Below are 14,636 nucleotides of genomic sequence, written 5' to 3' on the forward strand. Positions count from 1 at the left end.
CGACGCCTGTCCCGGCCTACAGCGTAATGCAAAACGGCAACCATCGGTTGCCGTTTTTACGGGTGGCGCTACAAACGCCCCTGCCCCTTCAGCCACTCCCGCACCAGGAACAGTGCGCTCACGTTGCGTGCCTCGTTAAAGTCAGGATCTTCCAGCAAATCCATCAGATGGGCCAGCGGCCAGCGAACCTGCGGCAGCGGTTCCGGCTCATCTCCTTCCAGCGATTCAGGATAGAGATCTTCCGCGACAACAATGTTCATTTTGCTGGAGAAATAGGACGGCGCCATGCTCAGCTTTTTCAGGAACGTCAGCTCTTTCGCGCCAAAGCCGACCTCTTCTTTCAGCTCCCGGTTTGCCGCTTCAAACACCGTTTCGCCCGGATCGATCAGTCCTTTGGAGAAGCCCAGCTCGTAGGATTCTGTGCCCACGGCGTATTCACGAATGAGGATCAGGTGCTCGTCGACGATAGGCACTATCATCACCGCTTCACGCGAGGAGGGGCGCATACGCTCATAAACACGACGCACACCGTTGCTGAACTCCAGATCCACGCTTTCAACATTAAACAGACGCGATTTTGCGACGGTTTCAACATTCAGAATGGTGGGCTTTTGTAAGGGTTTGGTCATCTTGACGGGTCTTTGCTGGGTGAACTGGCTTTATTGTGCGATACGCCGCACGGTTTCGGCAATGTCAATTGCTCTTTATTTACATTTATGCAACGTAACTGTAGGCAATTCTCATTTCAAAACAAATGTCAAGAGGTTGAAAAGTTTCCAGGAATTTGCTGATATCGCGCCGGAACAGGCTTTGTTATCATTACCGGTCACTGGGATGCGCGTCAACATGCTCAAGTTAGACTCCATACTTGCCGATAGCCGACCACAGAATCTCATTCATTGTACAAAAGGTGCGACTGACAACACCTGTAAGAAGATAAGTAAGATGGGGAAAGCATGAGCACCATTTTGATTTTTCTCGCTGCTGTGCTGGCCTGCGCGTCGATTGCGGTGTGGGTATTCAGGCGCCGCGTACATCGCCGTTATCGGCTGCCCTTTTTGAACGCGTTTGCCGGGGCAAACACGCGCAAGCTTTCGCCAGAGGAACGCAGCACCGTTGAGCAGTATCTCGACACGCTGAACCGATCCCGGCTTTCGCCTGGCCCTACCGGCGCCAGCACCGCCCCCGTATCGCTCAACCTGAACGCCCAAAGCGACACCGTTCTGTGCGTAACGCGCTCTATTACCCGCTACGGCATCACAACCGACGATCCCAACAAATGGCGTTACTATCTCGACTCTGTTGAAGTGCACCTGCCTCCCTTCTGGGAGCAGTATATCAACGACGAAAACAGCGTCGAGCTCATCCATACCGATACGCTGCCGCTGGTTATCTCCCTTAATGGTCATACTCTGAGCGAATATGTTCAGGAAGCGCCACGCTTTGCGCTGGAACGCGCGAGCGGAACGCAGGCCTCTATTCGTGGTGAAGAGACAGAGCAGATTGAACTGCTCAACATCCGCCAGGAAACGCATGAAGAGTACGTCCTGAGCCGCCCGGATGGCATTCGCGAAGCGGTGCTGATTGTCGTCTCGTTCCTGCTCTTTTTCATCTGCCTGCTGACGCCGGACGTGTTTGTTCCGTGGCTCGCGGGCGGCGCAGTACTGCTTCTGGCCGCCGGGCTGTGGGGCATATTTGCCCCGCCGGCAAAAACGTCATTACGCGAAATTCACTGCCTGCGCGGAACCCCAAAACGCTGGGGACTGTTCGGCGAAAACGATCAGGAACATATCAACAATATCTCGCTCGGGATCATCGATCTTATCTATCCGCGCCACTGGCAGCCGTGGATTGCGCAGGACCTGGGCCACAAAACGGATATTGATATCTATCTCGACCGCCACGTTGTACGCCAGGGACGTTACTTATCCCTGCACGACGAAGTAAAAAACTTCCCGCTTCAGCACTGGCTTCGCAGCGCGGTGATTGCCGGTGGCGCCGCGTTAATCTTCCTCATGCTGCTGCTTTTCGTGCCGCTGGATATGCCGATTAAATTTACCCTGTCATGGATCAAAGGGGCGCAAACCGTGGAAGCCACCAGCGTACAGCAGCTCGAAGAAGCGGGTGTACGCGTGGGGGATACGTTGCGGCTGAAAGGCACCGGGATGTGTAATATCCACTCACCGGGCGCCTGGAACACGCGCCAGAACTCGCCGTTCGCGCCGTTCGACTGCTCTCAGATCATCTGGAATGACGCCTCTCCGCTGCCGCTTCCGGAATCGGATGTGGTCAATAAGGCCACCGCGCTCACCCAGACGATTAATCGCCAGCTCCATCCAAAACCGGATGATGATTCTCGCGTCAGCCCTGCCCTGCGTTCGGCCATTCAGAAGTCCGGCATGGTGCTGCTGGATGACTTTGGCGAAATCGTCCTGAAAACAGAAGATCTCTGCTCAGCTCAGGATGACTGTATCCGGCTGAAGAACGCGCTGGTCAACCTCGGCAACAGCAAAGACTGGGACGCGCTGGTGAAACGCGCCGAAGCGGGACGCCTCGATGGTGTGAATGTGCTTCTGCGTCCGGTCAGCGCCGAGTCGCTGGATAACCTGGTGGCGACCTCTACCGCCCCCTTCGTGATGCGTGAAACCACCCGTGCCGCCCAGGCGCTTAACAGCCCGGCGCCTGGCGGTTTTGTGATTGCCAGCGATGAAGGCAGCGACCTGGTGGATCAACCCTATCCGCAGGTTTCGCTGTATGACTATCCTGCCCAGGAGCAGTGGAGCGAATTCCAGCGTCTGGCGCAGATGCTGATGCAGACGCCATTCAGCGCGGAAGGGATCGTCACTACCCTCTTTACCGATGCCAACGGCACGCGTCATATTGGCCTGCACCGTATGCCGGATAGCGCTGGCCTGTGGCGCTATGTAGGGACATCCCTGCTGCTGATTGCGATGCTGGCGTGTATTATCTGGAACGGTTATCAGGCCGTACGCCGCTATCAGCGCTCCCGCACGCGACTGGCAGAAATCCAGGCCTACTACGAAAATTGCCTAAACCCGAAACTGGTCTCCTCTTCTGAGAGCCTAATCGGATAACGTCCCTGCGCGACAAGTTGTGCTACCCTGTCGCGCACGTTTCTTCTGGCTGGAGTTCCCCCTTATGCATCTTAATATCGACTGGCAGGCGGTCGATACCGTCCTGCTTGATATGGACGGCACGCTGCTTGATCTCGCCTTTGATAACTATTTCTGGCAAAAGCTGGTTCCGGAAACGTACGGTGAACAGCAGGGGATCTCCCCGGCGGAAGCGCAGGAATTCATTCGTTCGCAATATAGCGCGGTGCAGCATACGCTAAACTGGTACTGTCTTGACTACTGGAGCGAGCGACTCGGTCTGGATATTTGCGCCATGACCACCGCCCAGGGCGCACGCGCCGTACTGCGCGAAGATACGGTCCCGTTCCTGGACGCGCTGAAAGCCTGCGGTAAGCGCCGTATTTTGCTGACAAATGCGCATCCCCATAACCTGGCCGTGAAGCTGGAACATACCGGTCTTGCTTCACACCTTGATTTATTGCTTTCCACCCACACATTTGGTTATCCGAAAGAGGATCAGCGGTTGTGGCATGCCGTGGTGGAAGAGACCGGTTTACAGCCGGAACGCACGCTGTTCATTGACGACAGCGAGCCGATTCTGGATTCTGCGGCCGCATTTGGCATTCGCTATTGTCTGGGCGTGACCAATCCTGATTCCGGCCTGGCTGAAAAAAGCTATCTGCGACATCCGGGGCTGAACGACTATCGCCGGATGATCCCCTCACTCACCGTGAAGGAGACGCCATGAAAGAAAAACCCTCTGATGGGGTAAGACTGGATAAATGGCTGTGGGCCGCCCGTTTTTACAAAACGCGCGCCCTTGCCCGTGAAATGGTTGACGGCGGAAAGGTGCATTACAACGGTCAGCGCAGCAAACCGAGCAAGCTGGTTGAACTGAATGCCACGTTAACGCTTCGCCAGGGCAACGATGAGAAAACGGTGGTGGTGAAAGCCATTACCGAACAGCGGCGGCCCGCAACCGAAGCCGTTTTGCTGTATGAAGAGACGGCCGAAAGCATAGAGAAGCGCGAGAAAACCGCGCTGGCGCGCAAAATGAACGCGCTGACGATGCCTCACCCGGACCGGCGACCGGATAAAAAAGAGCGCCGCGATCTGATGAAATTTAAACACGGTGAGAGCGAGTAACCCTCACCTGCATGAGAGATGAAAATGGCCCAACACGACCAATTACACCGCTATCTGTTTGAACAATTCGCCGTGCGCGGCGAGCTGGTCACCGTATCCGAAACCTGGAAACAGATTCTGGAAAACCACAACTACCCACTGCCGGTAAAAACCCTGTTGGGCGAACTGCTGGTTGCCACCAGCCTGCTGACCGCCACGCTGAAGTTCGCTGGCGATATTACCGTCCAGTTGCAGGGCGATGGCCCAATGTCGCTGGCGGTGATCAACGGCAATAACCAGCAGCAGATGCGCGGCGTGGCGCGCGTTCAGGGCGATATCCCTGAAAATGCGGATCTGAAAACGCTGGTCGGAAATGGCTACCTGGTTATCACGATCTCGCCTGAAGAAGGTGAGCGCTATCAGGGCGTTGTCGGTCTGGAAGGCGATACGCTTGCCGCCTGCCTGGAAGATTACTTCATGCGTTCCGAACAGCTGCCAACCCGTCTGTTCATCCGCACCGGTGAAGTGGATGGTCAGCCTGCTGCCGGCGGTATGCTGCTTCAGGTTCTGCCTGCGCAGGATGCGCAGACCAATGATTTCGAACATCTGGCAACGCTGACGGAAACCATCAAAGCGGAAGAGCTGTTCACCCTGTCGGCGACCGACGTGCTGTGGCGTCTCTACCACGAAGAAGAAGTGACGGTTTACGATCCGCAGGCGGTGGAATTTAAGTGCACCTGCTCCCGCGAGCGTTGTGCTGGCGCCCTGAAAACGCTGCCGGATGAAGAGATCGACAGCATCATGGCGGAAGACGGTGAAATCGATATGCACTGTGACTACTGCGGTACGCACTACGTGTTCAATTCGATGGATATCGCGGAGATCCGCAATAACGCCTCTCCGGCGGATCCGCAGGTCCATTAAGGTTTGTGAGTTTTGCCCGGCGGCGCTACGCTTGCACGGGCCTACAATGAATTGTGCAATTTTTTGATATGATTGCTAATTGTAGGCCGGGTAAGCGTAGCGCCACCCGGCAAGCAAGAGCACTAACGCCGCCGCGCATTATTGTAACTGTCGTAGCTCATATCGACACGCTCCCCAAAAATCTCAATATCCGCCCAAGGCTTCACGACAGATTTCACTTTCCTCTGCCTTAATGCGCGGTCAAGTTCTTCTCTGGTCAATGCCTCCGGCATTTTCCACGCGTCCCCGGCGATCCTCCAGCCCGTGTTGGTTTGTGTGTAAGCCACGATCGTGCGATCGGTAAATTGAAATAGCACGGCTTCAGGCTTGCCGTCGCCGTTAAGATCCAGCGGCATGAGTAAACAGTTACTCTGGGCGCTATCGCAGCTCTCAAAGCGATACTGATTGCTGAGCATGGCTTGCCACAATGCCTTATCAGGACGAGCCATTCCCGGTGCGAGCTGGACCTGTTTTTCCAGCATCGCGGCGGTCATCTTACCTGCTCCGCCAGCGTTCCTGGAGAGAAGACCATTTATTTCACGCTGGCGTTTTGGGTTAGAGATAAACTGCGGATCGTTTTGCAGTGTGAGCATCGCCTCCCGCCCCTTTCGTCCAGCGTTACTGAGCATATACAGGCTGACTTGATCCGCCGTTATTCTGCCGTCCTGATAGCGGGCCATATGGCTTGCAACGCTTATTCGCCACGGATCCAGCACGGGGGTATGGATCAACGCCAGGAAGATGAGGGAAAGCAGCCCGGTCGTCGGGATGACGTACGCATGGATCTTCTGCGGCTCACGGCGCTGAATCAGAACGCTGGCGCAAAAACCGACCGCCCAGACCAGCGCCACGATGGTTATCAATACCCCGTACAGACGCTCGGGTGACCAGCCGTATTGCGAAATGCGTAGCCACAGCGCCCACCCCGCCAGAACCGGATACGCGGGTACGATAGCCACAGCAAGGCGAATCATCCCTCGCAGCGGGGCATAGTAAGGCAGCGTTTGACGCTGTGGATGCCACACTATCGTCACCAGGAATAACAGCAGCAGCGCTAAGGTGGTCAGCAAGCCCGCGGCGGATATTCTGGCTGAAATGGATTCAAAGCCGACAAAAGGCAACGCGCCAATAAAGAGCAGCGCCAGCGCCGCCATCAGGGGAAGCAGACCGGTGGCTATGAGGGTCAGCAGATTTTGCAGGGCAAGGATTAACCTTACCTGCATGCGCGTGAGCACGGCCGCACTGGCTGAAACCACGCCAATCGCCACTGAAATAAACCCGTCAGAATGAAAGAAAAGCCGATCAAAAAAGCCGATGCCGATAAGTTCGAAAAGCTCGGCCCAGAGGAAAAGCACCAGCCAGAAGAGACCATTAGAAACAAAAATAATGAGCAGCGTCAGCGCGTTATGCCAGTTTCGTTGATAAAAGTCGCTGTAGAACGAGGTAGTCGGGACGGGATCCAGACGCCGCTGAAGCCATGGCAACACGAACAGCGTCATCAGCAGCAGATGAAAGCCGAAAACGAGCATCTCATCTCTGAGATTCCAGCTTTCGAGTCCTGCAACGCTCCACTTAAGCCAGCCGCCCATACCCGCGACTGCCGCGCCGATCATCCCGAGTGACAGCCACAAAAATGGCTTTCTGAATGACGTCATGGCAAGAGACAACGTGGTTGTCATTACCAAACTCTGAAAATAGCTGACCCAAGAGACCTGAATCGTTTTCCCAATGTAACTCTTACGTAATTTTCTTTCATGTATGCGATTACATTCACATTCTTCTGGATAAATTCACCAGAAATTAACCTTTTAAGAACATTTTCCCCAACCAAAAAGCGATTCCTGCGATAATCTGCCCGCCCTGTGACTGGAGTCGCAGCGTTTTCCGTTAGTAAGGGTTTTGACCAGATACGTAAATCTATGAGCCCCGTCGCGGTTAACATCCCCAGAAAAACCCTACAATTTCAGGCAGTACATATTGGCTAAGGAGCAGTGATATGCGTGTTAATGGTTTAACCCCGCAAGATCTCAAGGCTTATGGTATTCACGACGTCCAGGAAGTGGTCTACAACCCCGATTACGATACGCTGTATCAGGAAGAGCTCAATCCGGCACTGGAAGGATACGAGCGAGGTGTGTTGACGAATCTTGGTGCTATCGCCGTCGATACCGGTATTTTTACCGGCCGTTCGCCGAAAGATAAATACATCGTCCGAGATGATACCACCCGCGATACGCTGTGGTGGGCCGATAAAGGCAAAGGGAAGAACGATAACAAACCGCTCTCTCCTGAAACCTGGCAGCATCTGAAAGGGCTCGTCACCCATCAGCTTTCCGGCAAGCGTCTGTTCATCGTCGATGCTTTCTGCGGCGCTAACGCCGACACCCGTCTCTCCGTTCGGTTTATCACTGAAGTGGCCTGGCAGGCGCATTTCGTGAAGAACATGTTCATTCGTCCGACCGATGAAGAACTGCAAAACTTCACCCCTGACTTTATCGTGATGAACGGCGCGAAATGCACCAACCCGCAGTGGAAAGAGCAGGGTCTGAACTCCGAAAACTTCATCGCCTTCAACCTGACCGAGCGTATCCAGCTGATCGGCGGTACCTGGTACGGCGGCGAAATGAAGAAAGGGATGTTCTCGGTCATGAACTACCTGCTGCCGCTGCGCGGTATCGCCTCCATGCACTGCTCGGCGAACGTCGGTGAAAAAGGTGACGTGGCGGTGTTCTTCGGCCTTTCCGGCACCGGTAAAACGACGCTGTCCACCGATCCAAAACGTCGTCTGATTGGCGACGACGAGCACGGCTGGGACGACGACGGTGTGTTTAACTTTGAAGGCGGCTGCTACGCGAAAACCATTCGCCTGTCTGAAGAGGCAGAGCCGGATATCTATCACGCGATTCGCCGCGATGCGCTGCTGGAAAACGTCACCGTGCGTGCCGATGGCTCTGTCGACTTCGACGATGCGTCCAAAACCGAAAACACCCGCGTCTCTTACCCGATCTACCACATCGACAACATCGTGAAGCCGGTGTCGAAGGCGGGCCACGCCACGAAGGTGATTTTCCTTACCGCAGACGCGTTCGGCGTGTTGCCGCCAGTTTCCCGCCTGACCGCCAGCCAGACGCAGTACCACTTCCTCTCTGGCTTTACCGCTAAACTGGCGGGTACCGAGCGCGGTGTGACCGAGCCAACCCCAACCTTCTCCGCCTGCTTCGGCGCGGCGTTCCTGTCGCTACACCCAACGCAGTATGCGGAAGTGCTGGTGAAACGCATGCAGGCATCCGGCGCACAGGCATACCTGGTGAACACCGGCTGGAACGGGACGGGCAAACGTATCTCCATCAAAGATACCCGCGCCATCATCGACGCGATTCTGGATGGTTCATTGGATAACGCCGAGACCTTTACGCTGCCGATGTTCGATCTGGCGATCCCAACCGAGCTGCCGGGCGTGGATACGCGTATCCTTGACCCGCGCAACACCTACGGTTCACCGGAACAGTGGCGCGAGAAGGCAGAATCGCTGGCGAAACTGTTTATCGAAAACTTCGAGAAGTATACCGACACCCCGGCGGGTGCTGCGCTGGTGAGTGCGGGACCAAGGTAAAAGCAAAAAGGCAACGAAAGTTGCCTTTTTTAATGTTTTCTCCCTCTCCCCGTGGGAGAGGGCCGGGGTGAGGGCATCAGGCCCCCCCTTTTTTAACTCTCTTTCACCTGCCCCCGTAAAACCGGCACCGGTAACCATGCGCGAATGCTCAAACCACCCCGTTCGCTGGTGCCAATTTCCAGCAGTCCGTTATGGTTATCAACAATACGCTGCACAATCGCCAGGCCTAAGCCGGTTCCGCTGGTGCTACGCGCGCTGTCGCCGCGCACAAACGGCTGGAACAAGTGCTTACGCTGCTCAGGCTTGATGCCCGGGCCATCGTCTTCCACCTGGAACCAGGCGCGGTTGAGTTCCGTACCGCTGCTGACTTTGATCCAACCGTTGCCATAGCGCGCCGCGTTGACCACCATATTCGCCACCGCGCGTTTGATGGAGAGCGGGTGCATACGTACCTGAATCTCGCCCGCCTGAAGGTCGGTCGCAATTTCACGTTCATAACCGCTTTCGGCGGCAACAACTTCGCCCAGAACCGCGTTCAGATCCGCCATCTCCATCGGCATCTCCTGCCCGGTGCGCAGGTAGTCGATAAACTGCTCGATGATGGCGTTACACTCTTCGATATCCTTGTTAATGGACTCTGCAAGATAACCATCCTGCTCGCCCATCATCTCTGTTGCCAGGCGGATACGTGTCAGCGGGGTGCGAAGGTCATGGCTAACCCCCGCCATCAGCAGCGTACGGTCGTCAGCCAGCTGTTTAACGCCTGCCGCCATGTGGTTAAAAGCACGCGTTACCGAGCGCACTTCCGATGCGCCATACTCGCGCAGCGGCGGTGGGATAATACCTTTACCAACCTGCAATGCCGCATGCTCCAGGTCGACCAGCGGTCGGTTCTGGATACGAATAAACAGCCATGCGCCACCGATGGCCAGCAGCATGATCGCCAGGGTGTATCGGAACAGCGGTGAGAAGTCGCCCTGATGAATCTCGGTGAGCGGAACACGCACCCAGATGTTGGGTGACAGCCAGGTTTTCAGCCAGACAACCGGCGAGCTTTTATTGACCTCAACGCGCACTTCCGTCGGGCCGCCAAGCTGCTGCGCCATCTGCTGGCTAAGGAATTCATAGTGCTGCGCCCAGCGCAGGCCGGCATCTTCCGCCGCTTCGTTCGAGTAGAGAGAAATGCCCAACTCACGGTAGATTTCCCGACGGAACGCCGGGGGGACAACCAACTGCGTGCCGTCCTCCAGTTGCAGTTTGTCGGTCATCAGCATACGCACTTCGTATGCCAGCACCTTATTAAACTGCTGAAGGCTCGGCAGGATCGCAAAGTTCAGCACCACCAGGTAGGTCGTCACCAGGCTGACAAACAGCAGGGTGACGATCAATAACAGCGTGCGGGCAAACGAACTTCGCGGCGAGAAGCGCATTCGCCTCATGCTTTAGAGCCGTCCGGGACAAACACGTAGCCCAGACCCCACACGGTCTGAATATAACGAGGATGCGCCGGATCTTCTTCCACCATGCGGCGCAGACGAGAGATCTGCACGTCGATAGAACGTTCCATTGCGGAGTATTCACGGCCGCGCGCCAGGTTCATCAGCTTGTCACGTGAAAGCGGTTCACGCGGGTGGCTGACCAGCGCTTTCAGTACCGCAAACTCGCCGCTGGTGAGCGGCATTGGCTCATCTTCACGAAACATTTCACGGGTGCCGAGGTTCAGCTTGAACTTACCGAATGCAATGACGGCCTCTTCCTGAGACGGCGCGCCCGGCAGCTCGTTCGCCTGACGACGCAGCACAGCGCGAATACGCGCCAGCAGTTCACGCGGGTTGAACGGCTTAGGAATGTAGTCATCAGCGCCAATCTCAAGGCCGACGATACGGTCAACTTCTTCACCCTTCGCCGTCACCATGATGATTGGCATCGGGTTGCTCTGGCTACGCAGACGACGGCAAATAGAGAGCCCATCTTCGCCAGGCAGCATCAGGTCCAACACCATCAGGTGGAAGGATTCACGCGTCAGCAGACGATCCATCTGTTCCGCGTTCGCGACGCTACGAACCTGGAAGCCCTGCTCGGTCAGATAACGTTCCAGCAGCGCACGCAGGCGCATGTCGTCATCTACGACCAGAATTTTGTAGTTCTCTTGCATTGTGTGTACTCCCAAAGGTTCGGATAAGCCTGGAACAGCGTATTCTAAAAAAGTGCACGGGTTCGACCAGCAAATTCTGGTATAAATTCTAGACGAAATTGTTACAAAGCATATTTAACAGCAGCTTATCTGTTCATTTCATCACATAAATCATTATTAATCTTGTCTGTTACACTGTGCGCTACGTATTGTGCGCAAAGACAGTTAACCGGCATTAAAGGCAGCACCATGAAAACGCCTCTGATCACCCGCGAAGGGTATGAGAAACTCAAAAAAGAGATGGATTACCTGTGGCGCGAAGAGCGTCCGGAAGTGACCAAAAAAGTCACCTGGGCCGCAAGTCTGGGCGACCGCAGCGAGAATGCGGACTATCAGTACAATAAAAAGCGACTGCGCGAAATCGATCGCCGGGTACGCTACCTGACGAAGTGCCTCGAGAATCTCAAAATTGTCGATTACTCCCCGCAGCAGGAAGGTAAAGTGTTTTTCGGCGCGTGGGTCGAAATTGAAAACGACAACGGCGACACCCTGCGTTTTCGTATCGTTGGCTATGATGAAATTTTCGGTCGTAAGGATTACATTTCTATCGATTCACCCATGGCCCGCGCCCTGCTGAAAAAAGAGGTGGGCGATTTAGCCGTTGTCCAGACGCCCGCGGGTGAAGCAAGCTGGTACGTCAACGAAATCGAGTATGTTAAATAGTCCGAGAGCGCCCTCCCCGGCTGGCATTTTTTGGTGTCAGCCCGTATAACTATCCCCCTGATTTTCGATCCACAAGATGAACTGACCATGATGAAAGAGTCGCTCTGCCGCATTATTGCGGGTGATATTCAGGCCAGAGCCGAACAGGTAGAAGCTGCCGTTCGTCTGCTTGATGAAGGGAACACCGTGCCGTTTATTGCACGTTATCGTAAGGAAGTCACCGGCGGTCTGGATGACACGCAGCTGCGTAACCTTGAGACCCGTCTGGGCTATCTGCGCGAGCTGGAAGACCGACGTCAGGCGATCCTCAAATCTATCGGCGAGCAGGGCAAGCTGACCAGTGACCTGGAAAAAGCCATTAACGGTACCCTGAGCAAAACCGAACTTGAAGACCTCTATCTGCCGTACAAACCGAAGCGCCGCACGCGCGGGCAAATTGCGATCGAAGCCGGCCTTGAGCCGCTGGCCGACCTGCTGTGGAACGAGCCGTCTCACGATCCGGAAACCGAAGCCGCCAGATTTATCGACGCCGAAAAAGGCGTAGCGGACACCAAAGCCGCGCTGGACGGCGCTCGCTACATTCTGATGGAGCGCTTCGCCGAAGACGCGGCACTGCTGGCCAAAGTGCGTGATTACCTGTGGAAGAACGCCCATATCGTCTCCACCGTGGTGTCCGGCAAAGAGGACGAAGGCGCGAAATTCCGCGACTACTTCGATCACCACGAACCCATTTCTACCGCGCCGTCTCACCGCGCGCTGGCGATGTTCCGCGGTCGTAACGAAGGCGTGCTGCAGCTCTCCCTGAATACCGATCCGCAGTTTGACGAGCCGCCTAAAGAGAGCCACTGTGAGCAGATCATTATGGATCACCTCGGTCTGCGCCTGAACAACGCCCCGGCGGACAGCTGGCGCAAAGGCGTGGTGAGCTGGACCTGGCGCATCAAGGTGCTCATGCACCTCGAAACCGAGCTGATGGGCACCGTGCGCGAGCGCGCCGAAGACGAAGCGATCAACGTCTTCGCCCGTAACCTGCACGACCTGCTGATGGCTGCGCCGGCTGGCCTGCGCGCCACCATGGGTCTCGATCCGGGTCTGCGCACCGGCGTGAAGGTGGCCGTGGTTGACGGCACCGGCAAGCTGGTTGCCACCGACACCATTTACCCGCACACCGGTCAGGCAGCGAAAGCGGCTGTCGTGGTCGCCGCGCTGTGCGAGAAGTACAACGTTGAGCTGGTTGCCATCGGTAACGGTACGGCGTCCCGCGAAACCGAACGTTTCTATCTCGACGTGCAGAAGCAGTTCCCGAAAGTGACGGCGCAGAAAGTGATCGTCAGCGAAGCGGGGGCATCTGTCTATTCCGCCTCTGAGCTGGCAGCGCAGGAGTTCCCGGAACTGGACGTTTCCTTGCGCGGTGCGGTCTCTATCGCCCGTCGTTTGCAGGATCCGCTGGCGGAGCTGGTGAAAATTGACCCGAAATCCATCGGCGTGGGCCAGTATCAGCACGACGTGAGCCAGACGCAGCTGGCGCGCAAGCTGGATGCGGTGGTGGAAGACTGCGTTAACGCCGTCGGCGTGGACCTGAATACCGCTTCCGTTCCGCTGCTGACCCGCGTAGCAGGCCTGACCCGTATGATGGCGCAGAATATCGTCGCCTGGCGTGATGAGAACGGTCAGTTCCAGAACCGCCAGCAGCTGCTGAAGGTGAGCCGTCTGGGGCCGAAAGCTTTTGAGCAGTGCGCGGGCTTCCTGCGCATCAACCACGGCGATAACCCGCTGGATGCCTCTACCGTTCACCCGGAAGCCTATCCGGTTGTCGAGCGTATCCTGGCCGCCACCCAGCAGGCGCTGAAAGACCTGATGGGCGACAGCAGCGCGCTGCGTAACCTGAAAGCGGTGGATTTTACCGACGAACAGTTCGGCGTGCCGACGGTCACTGACATCATCAAAGAGCTGGAAAAACCGGGCCGCGATCCGCGTCCTGAGTTTAAAACCGCGACCTTTGCTGACGGCGTGGAAACCATGAACGACCTGCTGCCGGGCATGGTGCTGGAAGGGGCGGTAACCAACGTCACCAACTTTGGCGCGTTTGTGGATATCGGCGTGCATCAGGACGGTCTGGTGCATATCTCTTCCCTCGCCGACAAGTTCGTTGAAGATCCGCACACCGTGGTCAAAGCGGGCGACATCGTGAAGGTGAAAGTGCTGGAAGTGGATCTTCAGCGCAAGCGTATCGCCCTGACCATGCGTCTGGACGAGCAGCCGGGCGACACTAACGCGCGCCGTGGCGGTAATGGCGGTGGCCGTGAACAGCAGCGTCCGGCAGCGAAAGCCGCGAAGCCACGCGGACGTGACGCACAGCCAGCAGGCAACAGCGCGATGATGGATGCTCTGGCAGCGGCGATGGGTAAGAAACGCTAATCCTGTAAATGCCCCTCACCCTAACCCTCTCCCCAAAGGGGAGAGGGAACTTGAACACCCTCGCCCCTTTGGGGAGAGGGCCGGGGTGAGGGGAAAAATTATATCGTAAAATATGAAACCGATTGCATATCCATATTTAAACCGCTATTTATCACTCCATTAACAAATACGCTTTTTATTCCTTCCCGGGTATTCCCGCAAATATTGAGCAAGGTCAAGCAGACCGCAAATTAATACGATTAACAACATCCCGTCACATTTTTATTATTGCTGATAAAAACTATTCTCATTATCATCGCAGTGTTGATTATTTAACCTCTCGTGGAATCAGGCGCTATGCAATTCACTCCAGAAAGTGCGTGGAAAATTATCGGTTTTACCCGTGAGATAAGCCCGGCCTATCGGCAGAAGCTACTGTCACTGGGCATGCTTCCCGGCTCATCATTCCAGGTGGTGCGCGTGGCGCCGTTGGGCGATCCTGTTCATATCGAAACCCGACGCGTTAATCTGGTTCTGCGTAAAAAAGACCTCGCATTAATTGACGTTGAATCTTTATCCCGTTAAC

Annotated in this window: 12 protein-coding genes; 8 read left to right on the top strand and 4 right to left on the bottom strand. The window is 55.8% G+C overall.

The genetic code is table 11. From position 1 onward, the window contains the following. Nucleotides 1–68: 68 nt before the first annotated feature. The gene (nudE, locus tag ACOT1A_RS16810) at nucleotides 69–629 is read right to left on the bottom strand and encodes an ADP compounds hydrolase NudE (RefSeq protein ID WP_003861622.1); all 561 of its coding nucleotides are present in this window, start codon (nucleotides 627–629) and stop codon (nucleotides 69–71) included. Between the two features lie 327 nt (nucleotides 630–956). Here nudE and ACOT1A_RS16815 point away from each other — a divergent pair, with 327 nt between their 5' ends. From ACOT1A_RS16815 to hslO, 4 genes are all read left to right on the top strand, one after another. Further along, nucleotides 957–3,095, top strand: a complete 2,139-nt coding sequence (locus ACOT1A_RS16815; RefSeq protein ID WP_276170016.1) for an intracellular growth attenuator family protein — start codon at nucleotides 957–959, stop codon at nucleotides 3,093–3,095. A gap of 64 nt (nucleotides 3,096–3,159) precedes the next feature. Next, nucleotides 3,160–3,843 (top strand): GMP/IMP nucleotidase, encoded by a 684-nt coding sequence (gene yrfG / locus ACOT1A_RS16820; protein WP_003861619.1) that lies wholly within the window; start codon nucleotides 3,160–3,162, stop codon nucleotides 3,841–3,843. After that, nucleotides 3,840–4,241: a ribosome-associated heat shock protein Hsp15 gene (gene hslR / locus ACOT1A_RS16825; RefSeq protein ID WP_003861618.1), complete on the top strand. Its 402-nt coding sequence runs from the start codon at nucleotides 3,840–3,842 to the stop codon at nucleotides 4,239–4,241. The genes yrfG and hslR overlap by 4 nt, the downstream gene beginning before the upstream one ends. An 18-nt stretch (nucleotides 4,242–4,259) precedes the next feature. Then, on the top strand, nucleotides 4,260–5,144 hold the full coding sequence (gene hslO / locus ACOT1A_RS16830; protein WP_006812239.1) for an Hsp33 family molecular chaperone HslO: 885 nt from the start codon (nucleotides 4,260–4,262) through the stop codon (nucleotides 5,142–5,144). Between the two features lie 122 nt (nucleotides 5,145–5,266). Here the strand turns inward: hslO and ACOT1A_RS16835 are convergent, their stop codons facing one another. Next, the gene (locus ACOT1A_RS16835) at nucleotides 5,267–6,862 is read right to left on the bottom strand and encodes a DUF4153 domain-containing protein (protein WP_276170015.1); all 1,596 of its coding nucleotides are present in this window, start codon (nucleotides 6,860–6,862) and stop codon (nucleotides 5,267–5,269) included. A gap of 317 nt (nucleotides 6,863–7,179) precedes the next feature. On the opposite strand from ACOT1A_RS16835, the gene pckA reads away from it, so the two are divergent. Continuing rightward, a complete protein-coding gene (gene pckA, locus ACOT1A_RS16840) occupies nucleotides 7,180–8,796 on the top strand; it encodes a phosphoenolpyruvate carboxykinase (ATP) (RefSeq protein ID WP_022649630.1) in 1,617 nt (538 codons plus the stop codon). Nucleotides 8,797–8,888: 92 nt separating this feature from the next. Here the strand turns inward: pckA and envZ are convergent, their stop codons facing one another. Both envZ and ompR read right to left on the bottom strand, forming a co-directional pair. Then, complete coding sequence (envZ, locus tag ACOT1A_RS16845; protein ID WP_003861615.1) at nucleotides 8,889–10,235, bottom strand: two-component system sensor histidine kinase EnvZ; 1,347 nt, start codon at nucleotides 10,233–10,235, stop codon at nucleotides 8,889–8,891. Further along, nucleotides 10,232–10,951: a two-component system response regulator OmpR gene (gene ompR, locus ACOT1A_RS16850; protein ID WP_001157751.1), complete on the bottom strand. Its 720-nt coding sequence runs from the start codon at nucleotides 10,949–10,951 to the stop codon at nucleotides 10,232–10,234. Before ompR ends, envZ begins: the two co-directional genes overlap by 4 nt. 228 nt (nucleotides 10,952–11,179) lie before the next feature. Here ompR and greB point away from each other — a divergent pair, with 228 nt between their 5' ends. From greB to feoA, 3 genes are all read left to right on the top strand, one after another. Next, nucleotides 11,180–11,653 (top strand): transcription elongation factor GreB, encoded by a 474-nt coding sequence (gene greB / locus ACOT1A_RS16855; RefSeq protein WP_022649631.1) that lies wholly within the window; start codon nucleotides 11,180–11,182, stop codon nucleotides 11,651–11,653. An 87-nt stretch (nucleotides 11,654–11,740) separates the two neighbouring features. After that, the gene (locus ACOT1A_RS16860; protein ID WP_276170019.1) at nucleotides 11,741–14,071 is read left to right on the top strand and encodes a Tex family protein; all 2,331 of its coding nucleotides are present in this window, start codon (nucleotides 11,741–11,743) and stop codon (nucleotides 14,069–14,071) included. 336 nt (nucleotides 14,072–14,407) lie between these two features. After that, a complete protein-coding gene (gene feoA / locus ACOT1A_RS16865; RefSeq protein ID WP_058677303.1) occupies nucleotides 14,408–14,635 on the top strand; it encodes a ferrous iron transporter A in 228 nt (75 codons plus the stop codon). Nucleotide 14,636 lies beyond the last annotated feature (1 nt).

Source organism: Enterobacter cloacae complex sp. SYL003 (assembly GCF_049236925.1).
Lineage (GTDB): Bacteria > Pseudomonadota > Gammaproteobacteria > Enterobacterales > Enterobacteriaceae > Enterobacter > Enterobacter intestinihominis.

Coding starts and splice junctions, on each gene's coding strand:
- ompR (WP_001157751.1), bottom strand. CDS start 10,951: ATGCAAGAGAACTACAAAATTCTGGTCGTAGATGACGACATGCGCCTG.
- ACOT1A_RS16815 (WP_276170016.1), top strand. CDS start 957: ATGAGCACCATTTTGATTTTTCTCGCTGCTGTGCTGGCCTGCGCGTCG.
- greB (WP_022649631.1), top strand. CDS start 11,180: ATGAAAACGCCTCTGATCACCCGCGAAGGGTATGAGAAACTCAAAAAA.
- hslO (WP_006812239.1), top strand. CDS start 4,260: ATGAAAATGGCCCAACACGACCAATTACACCGCTATCTGTTTGAACAA.
- hslR (WP_003861618.1), top strand. CDS start 3,840: ATGAAAGAAAAACCCTCTGATGGGGTAAGACTGGATAAATGGCTGTGG.
- pckA (WP_022649630.1), top strand. CDS start 7,180: ATGCGTGTTAATGGTTTAACCCCGCAAGATCTCAAGGCTTATGGTATT.
- feoA (WP_058677303.1), top strand. CDS start 14,408: ATGCAATTCACTCCAGAAAGTGCGTGGAAAATTATCGGTTTTACCCGT.
- ACOT1A_RS16860 (WP_276170019.1), top strand. CDS start 11,741: ATGATGAAAGAGTCGCTCTGCCGCATTATTGCGGGTGATATTCAGGCC.
- ACOT1A_RS16835 (WP_276170015.1), bottom strand. CDS start 6,862: ATGACAACCACGTTGTCTCTTGCCATGACGTCATTCAGAAAGCCATTT.
- yrfG (WP_003861619.1), top strand. CDS start 3,160: ATGCATCTTAATATCGACTGGCAGGCGGTCGATACCGTCCTGCTTGAT.
- envZ (WP_003861615.1), bottom strand. CDS start 10,235: ATGAGGCGAATGCGCTTCTCGCCGCGAAGTTCGTTTGCCCGCACGCTG.
- nudE (WP_003861622.1), bottom strand. CDS start 629: ATGACCAAACCCTTACAAAAGCCCACCATTCTGAATGTTGAAACCGTC.